The sequence below is a fragment of the Deltaproteobacteria bacterium genome, from assembly GCA_026712905.1.
GTDB lineage: Bacteria > Desulfobacterota > Binatia > UBA9968 > JAJDTQ01 > JAJDTQ01.
Window position 1 is genome coordinate 1 of sequence record JAPOPM010000010.1, and the last position, 6,616, is coordinate 6,616.

Below are 6,616 nucleotides of genomic sequence, written 5' to 3' on the forward strand. Positions count from 1 at the left end.
GAACCCCACCTGTGGCGCTGGCCGGTGGTCTATTCCTGCCTGATGGAATCCGGCGAGGTGGTGAAGCTCGGGCACATCGACGAGGCCGCCAAGCGCCGCACCGTACAGCTCGTGAACCCCGGGCTCACCGCCTTCAAGTCCACCACCCGGACCATCCAGATGTCCGTGCAGCTCGTGAAGCCGGGTGAGCGCGCCGAGTGCCACCGGCACACGGCCGCGGCCTTGCGCTTCGTGGTGGAAGGCGACGGCTCCGGCTACACCACGGTGGAGGGAGAAGAGATGCACATGGAGCCCGGCGACCTCGTACTGACGCCGAGCTGGACCTGGCATGACCACTACAACCAGGGCAAGAGCAACATCGTGTGGCTCGACGTGCTCGACGTGCACCTGATGAACCACCTGGACGCCAACTTCCACGAGAACTACGGCGAGGGACCGGCCCAGCCGGTGACCAAGTCCGAGGGCTACAGCCGCCACCGCCTCGGCGCGGTGCGCCCGCTCACCGAGAGTCCCGGCAACCACGCCCTGCCCTACACCTACAAGTGGAGCGACACCCTGCCCGTGCTGGAGCAACTGGCGAGATCCTCGGACGGCGACGCCCATGACGGCGTGCTGCTGCAATACGCCAATCCCGTCACGGGCGGCCCCACCATGCCCACCATCGACTGCCGTGTCCAATGGCTCCGCCCGGGCGAATCGACCCGCCCCCACCGCCACACGAGCAGCACCATCTACCACGTGATGCAGGGCGCCGGCACCACCGTGGCGGGCAAGGACAAGAACAACGGCAACCCCATGACCTGGACGGAGCAGGACTGCTTCGTGGTCCCATCGTGGCACTGGCACCACTTCCGGAACGACTCCCAAACCGAGCCCGCGATCCTGTTCTCGGTGACCGACCGCCCGGTGCTGGAGAGCCTGAACCTCTACAGCGAGGAGGACTAGGGCGACACCACGGACCCCTGAATGCTTGACGCCATAGCGCAGGCCAGCCTCCAGATCCTCGACCCGGTGCACCTCTTCATGCTGTTCGCCGGGACCTTCCTCGGGCTCATGCTCGGGGTCATCCCCGGCATCGGCGGAGTTACCGGGCTGGCGCTGCTGCTCCCCTTCACCTTCGACATGGACGCGGTCTCCGCCTTCGCCTTCATCATCGGCATGCTGGCGGTCACCACGACCTCCGACACCATCCCCTCGGTGCTCTTCGCAGTCCCCGGCACCGTGGGCTCCCAGGCCACCATCATCGACGGCCACGCCATGGCCAAGCGCGGCGAGGCAGGCCGCGCCTTCGGCGCCGCCTTCACCGTGTCCGCCATGGGCGGCATCTTCGGCGCCCTGCTGCTGACCCTGTCCATTCCCATCCTGAGCCCCCTGGTCCTCACCTTCGGCTCTCCCGAGTTCTTCATGATGGCCGTGCTGGGCGTGTGCATGGTGGCGAGCCTCAGCGGTTCGGCGCTGATGAAGGGTGTCATCGCCGGCGGCGCGGGCCTGCTCCTCGCCACCGTGGGCACCGACCCCATGCTGAGCGTCGAACGCTGGACCTTCGACCAAGTCTACCTGTGGGAAGGCTTCCACGTGGTGCCCATCTCTCTCGGCCTTTTCGGCCTCGCCGAGGTCACCGACCTCCTGGTCTCCGGCAAAAGCATCGACTCCGGCGCCCTGGGCCGGCTCAAGGGCCGCTGGGAAGGAGTCCGCGACGCGTTCCGGCACTGGTGGCTGGTGATCCGCTCCGCCACCCTGGGCGTGTGGATCGGCATCATCCCGGGCCTCGGCACCCTGGTGGTGGACTGGTTCGCCTACGGCCACGCCCTGCACACCGAGAAGAACGCCGACAACTTCGGCAAGGGCGACGTGCGCGGCGTCATCGCGCCCGAGAGCGCCAACAACGCCAAGGACGGCGGCGGCCTGATCCCCACCCTGGCCTTCGGCATTCCCGGCAGCACCAGCATGGCCCTGTTCCTGGGCGCCATGGAGATCCAGGGTCTCACCCCCGGCCCGGAGATGCTGAACCAGCACCTCGACGTCATCTTCACCATCTCCTGGAGCCTGGCCCTGGCCAACATCATCGGCACCGGCACCTGTTTCCTGTTCACCGACCAGTTGGCGCGCATCGCCACCATCCGCGCCCAGCTCCTGGCGCCGGTGCTGCTGGTGATCATGTTCCTGGGCGCGTTCATGGCGCGACGCCACATCGCCGACATCGTGCTGTTCCTGTTCTTCGGGCTGCTGGGCTGGACCATGAAGCGGCAGGGCTGGCCGCGGCCGCCCCTCATCATCGGCTTCGTGCTCGGCTCCACCGTGGAGAAGTACCTCTACATCTCGATCCTGACCTACGGCTGGGCCTGGATGGCGCGCCCCTGGGTGATCGTGCTGGCCCTGCTCATCGTCGCCGCGCTGGCCGCGCCGGCGATCCGGCAGTACCGCGACCGGGTCGCCGCCCGCGCCAACCCCTGACCTCCATGCAAAAGGCCGTCTCCCTGCTGTTCGACGCGTTCTTCCTGGTGCTCCTGGCCGCGGCCGTGGCCACGGCTTGGCGATGGCCCTTCGCCACCAAACTCTTTCCGCTGACCATCGCCATTCCGGTGCTCGTAGTCGCCGCCGCGCAGTTCACCAAGGACGCATTTTTCAAGGGCAGCGCGGACGAGGACGAGGAGCCGCGCGAACGCATCCGCGACATCGAGGTGGACCGCTCCGTGCCCACCCGTCTCGTGGTGCAGCGGGCGGGAACCTTCTATCTGTGCGCCCTGGGCTTCCTGGCGGCGATCCTGCTCATCGGCTTCAAGCTGTCGGTGCCGCTGTTCATGTTGTTCTATTTCCGGCGCTTCAGCCGCGCGGGGTGGATCGTCACACTAATCCTGACAGGGCTCTTGACGGGATTGGTGCTCGGCCTGTTCGACGCCGTCCTCCACGTCGGATGGCCGGACAATCTGCTCGACCATGTGCTCGGGCGATGGGCGGCATGAGATGGCGTCCTTCGACCGACCCAGAAACCGCGGCCCTTCGTTGACATTTCTCGCGACCCACGCGTATAGGAAAGAACGAATCAAATCGTGACACGGCTGAAACCAACCATCGAACGAACCGGGAGGGTTCCCTCATGAAGACGAAATCGACCTGGACATGGCTGACCTTGACTTTAGCGTGCGTCGCGCTCTTCGCCGCCCAGGCAGGCGCGGCGGAAAACGCCGCGGACTTCTTCAAGGGCAAGCGCATGACGATGCTCGTGCAGTACTCGCCCGGCGGCACCTTCGACATTCGCGCCCGCTGGATGGCGCGGCACCTGCCCGCGGTCACCGGCGCCAAGACCATCGTGCGCAACCTGCCGGGCGGCGGCGGGGTCGCCGGCTACAACAGGCTGTTCCGGCTGCCGCCGGATGGGCTGACGCTGCTCACGGCGCACACCAAGCTGGTGGCCTTCGACCTGTTCGGCCGCAAGGGAGTGAAGTACGACTACGACAAGTTCGGTTATCTGGGGCGGGTCATCCGCACCAACACCGCCCTGCTGGTGCGCAAGGACCTGCCGTCGGACATCGAGGGCCTGCGCAAGCTCAAGCGCATCCGCATCGGCGCTTCCTCCCCCTTCAACGAGGGAATGATCGCCGAGATGTTCGACCTGCCCGTCACCATCGTGCCGGGCTACGGCGGCTCCTCGGAGCGCATGGCGGCGATCGCGCGCGGAGAGCTCGACGCCACCACCGCTTCCATATCCACGGGCCTGAGATTCAAGGACCGGGTCAACATCGCGTTCGCCTTCGTCAAGGACAAGCGCGCGCCGGACGTGCCCTCGCTGGCGGACCTGGGCGCGAAGGAGCCGTGGCGCAGCTACGCCCTGTCTTTCTCGGACATCTTCGGTACGGTCGTCGCCTCCCCCGGCGTGCCCGAGGCGCGGCAGCAATTCCTGAGCGCCGCGCTCAAGAAGATCACGGGACTGGAGAAGGCGCAGAAGGAAGCCGCCAAGATGAAGCTCGTGGTGGAGTGGACGGGGCCCGATGATCTCAAGAAGACGCTGAAACCGTTCCTGGACCTCAACGCCGAGACCACCAAGCAGCTCAAGCACGTCATCGAGCGGAAATACGTGGGCAAACTGAAGTAGGGGCGGGGCTCGCAACATTCGGAGCAGAACCATGGAGATCAAGTTCGGGCTGATCAGCGCGGATTCCCACAGCGGCTTCGACCGCGACGCGTTCACCTCGCGCATGTCCGCGGCCAAGTGGGGCGAGCGCATCCCGCAGGTGCGGGAAGTGGAGGAAAAGGGCCGGAAGGTGGACCGTTGGTGCGTCTACGGCAAGCCCCGGGGCGACCACGTAGGCAACTGCCCGGCGCTCATGGGCGACCCCTTTCCCACCTACCCGCAGCACTGGGACGAGATGCCCGTGATGGCGTACGACCCGGCGGAGCGGCTCAAGGCGCTGGACGCCGACGGCGTCGATGCCGAGGTGCTGTTCCCCAACCCTCCGGGCGGCACGTTCTTCGAGTACGGAGACGCCGAATTCGAGCTGGACGTGGTACGCGCCTACAACGACTCCCTGGCGCGGTGGACCACGGTCAGCGACCGCTACTTCCCGGTGACCATCATCCCGTACCTGAGCGACCCCGGGACCATCCGGCGCGAGATCGAACGGGCCACCGCGGCCGGGCACCGCGGCATCAACCTGCAGGGCGAGACGCCGGGCTCGCTGCCCCATCTCACCGATCCCTACTGGGACCCCATGTGGGATGCGTGCCAGAGCCTGGATGTGCCGGTGCACTTCCACGGCTCCTGCGGCCTCATGGCGGGCCGTTCCACGCGCTTCTGGAGCGGCTACTCCCCGCGGCAGGGGCACGCGGCCATGACCGCCACCTCCGCGACGACACCGGCGCAGATCATTCCGCACCTCGTCTTCAGCGGCGTCACCGAGCGCTTCCCGCGCCTCAAGTTCGTATTCGCCGAAGCCGGCATCGGCGGCCTCAACTATGTGCTGGCCGCCTGCGACCACGAATGGGAAACGCGCCACCTGTGGACCGAGGGGTTGGGCACGCGTCCGAGCGAGGTGGTGCGGCGGCAGATGTTCACCAACTTCTGGTTCGAGAACGAGGGCATCAAGCTGAGCCACGACATCGGCATCGACAACCTCATGTGGGAATCGGACTTCCCGCACGTGACCGCCTTCTACCCGCGTTCCTGGGAAGCGGTGGAAGACGTGCTCCAGGGGTTCTCCGCCGAAGACCGCCGCAAACTGCTCTACGAGAACGCCGTCCGCGTATACCGCATGGACGCGGTGCCGCGCGCGGCCGAGCGCGGCGCCCAACCCGTGGAAGCGCGCGCGTGAGCCAGGGCCGCGACTTCGTCAGCGTCGACGACCACGTCCAGGAGCCGCCCGACCTGTGGACCAGCCGGCTCTCCCGGAGCCGTTTCGGCGACCGCGTCCCGCACGTCGTACGCGACGCCGACGGCGCCGAGCGCTGGGTGGCGGACGGTCAGCCGCTCCTCGACGGCAAGGTCGCCGCCGCCGGGGCGCTCATGCCCGACCGGAACCGGGAACCCCGATGCTGGGAGGAAGTGCCCTCCGCGGCTTGGTCGCCCCAAGAGCGTCTCAAGGCCATGGACGCCGCGGGCATCGCCTATTCCGTGCTCTTCCCCACCGTCGCCGGCATGGCCGGAGAAGCCTTCGGCCGGCTCGACGACCCGGAGCTCGAGAGCGCCTGCGTCCAGGCCTACAACGACTGGCTGCTGGAAGAGTGGGCCTCCGCGAGCCCGCGGTTCATTCCCCAGTGCATCGTGCCCATCTGGCCGCCCGAGGCCGCGGCCGCGGAGATGCAGCGGGCCGTCGGCAAGGGGCACCGGGGCATCGTCTTCCCCGCTTTGCCCATGCATCTCCGGGACGTGCCCCACGTGAGCGACCCCGAGTACGATCCCGTGTGGAGCGCATGCGAGGAGATGGGCGTGCCGGTGTCGCTCCACGCCGGGGCCTCGCCGCGGTTGCTCTACCCGGCGTTCTCCGGCCTCTCCCCGGCCCTGTCCGACGCCGTGGACGCGGTGACGCGGCCGATGTCCAGCGTCTACGTGCTTTCGCTCCTGTCCTTCTCGCGCGTGCTGCTGCGCCACCCGGGCCTGCGGCTGGTGTTCGCGGAGAGCGCCCTGAGCTGGGCCATGCTGTACCTGGAATGGGCCGACCACCAGTTCGAGCACGACGGCCTGGCGCGCGAAGGCTACGACCTCAAGCCCTCGGAGATGTTCCAGCGCCAGTGCTACCTCACCGCGTGGTTCGACGAGATCGCGCCCTTCGTGGGCTACCTTGGGGAAGACCACCTCCTGTGGTCCACCAACCTGCCCCTGACCACGTCCACCTGGCCGCGCACGCGCGAGACCGTGGAGCGCTGCTTCCGGGGCGTCACCGACGGGACCCGCGAGAAGATCCTGTGGAACAACGCCGCCGGGCTTTACGGCATCGAGCCCGCGGCGGCGTGACCGACGTTTCAGACCCTTCGCGGCCCGCTTCGACCGACTGTTTACATGATTGATGGATGAACCTCATTGTGGGTATAGTGGGTTCACTAACGCAGGATTCGACAAAAACAGCTTCAGTCAAGGAGGTGACTCATGTTGACCCCAAAGGACATCGGCGGAGCCATGGGC

General features: G+C 67.2%; 6 protein-coding genes. All 6 read left to right on the top strand.

Annotated features, from left to right (window positions below; translation table 11 throughout):
- On the top strand, positions 1-945 hold a 945-nt coding region (locus tag OXF11_00525; protein MCY4485592.1), incomplete at its 5' end, for a cupin domain-containing protein.
- A gap of 21 nt (positions 946-966) precedes the next feature.
- Positions 967-2,454 (top strand): tripartite tricarboxylate transporter permease, encoded by a 1,488-nt coding sequence (locus tag OXF11_00530; protein MCY4485593.1) that lies wholly within the window; start codon positions 967-969, stop codon positions 2,452-2,454.
- Positions 2,455-2,459: 5 nt separating this feature from the next.
- Positions 2,460-2,963 carry a tripartite tricarboxylate transporter TctB family protein gene (locus tag OXF11_00535; GenBank protein MCY4485594.1) on the top strand — a complete coding sequence of 168 codons (504 nt, stop codon included), beginning with the start codon at positions 2,460-2,462 and terminating at the stop codon, positions 2,961-2,963.
- Positions 2,964-3,097: 134 nt separating this feature from the next.
- Complete coding sequence (locus OXF11_00540) at positions 3,098-4,093, top strand: tripartite tricarboxylate transporter substrate-binding protein (GenBank protein ID MCY4485595.1); 996 nt, start codon at positions 3,098-3,100, stop codon at positions 4,091-4,093.
- 31 nt (positions 4,094-4,124) lie between these two features.
- Entirely contained in the window at positions 4,125-5,309 is a 1,185-nt protein-coding gene (locus OXF11_00545) for an amidohydrolase family protein (GenBank protein MCY4485596.1), read from the top strand.
- Positions 5,306-6,448, top strand: coding sequence for an amidohydrolase family protein (locus OXF11_00550; protein MCY4485597.1), 1,143 nt, complete (start codon positions 5,306-5,308; stop codon positions 6,446-6,448). The genes OXF11_00545 and OXF11_00550 overlap by 4 nt, the downstream gene beginning before the upstream one ends.
- Positions 6,449-6,616 lie beyond the last annotated feature (168 nt).

Coding starts and splice junctions, on each gene's coding strand:
- OXF11_00530 (MCY4485593.1), top strand. CDS start 967: ATGCTTGACGCCATAGCGCAGGCCAGCCTCCAGATCCTCGACCCGGTG.
- OXF11_00535 (MCY4485594.1), top strand. CDS start 2,460: ATGCAAAAGGCCGTCTCCCTGCTGTTCGACGCGTTCTTCCTGGTGCTC.
- OXF11_00540 (MCY4485595.1), top strand. CDS start 3,098: ATGAAGACGAAATCGACCTGGACATGGCTGACCTTGACTTTAGCGTGC.
- OXF11_00545 (MCY4485596.1), top strand. CDS start 4,125: ATGGAGATCAAGTTCGGGCTGATCAGCGCGGATTCCCACAGCGGCTTC.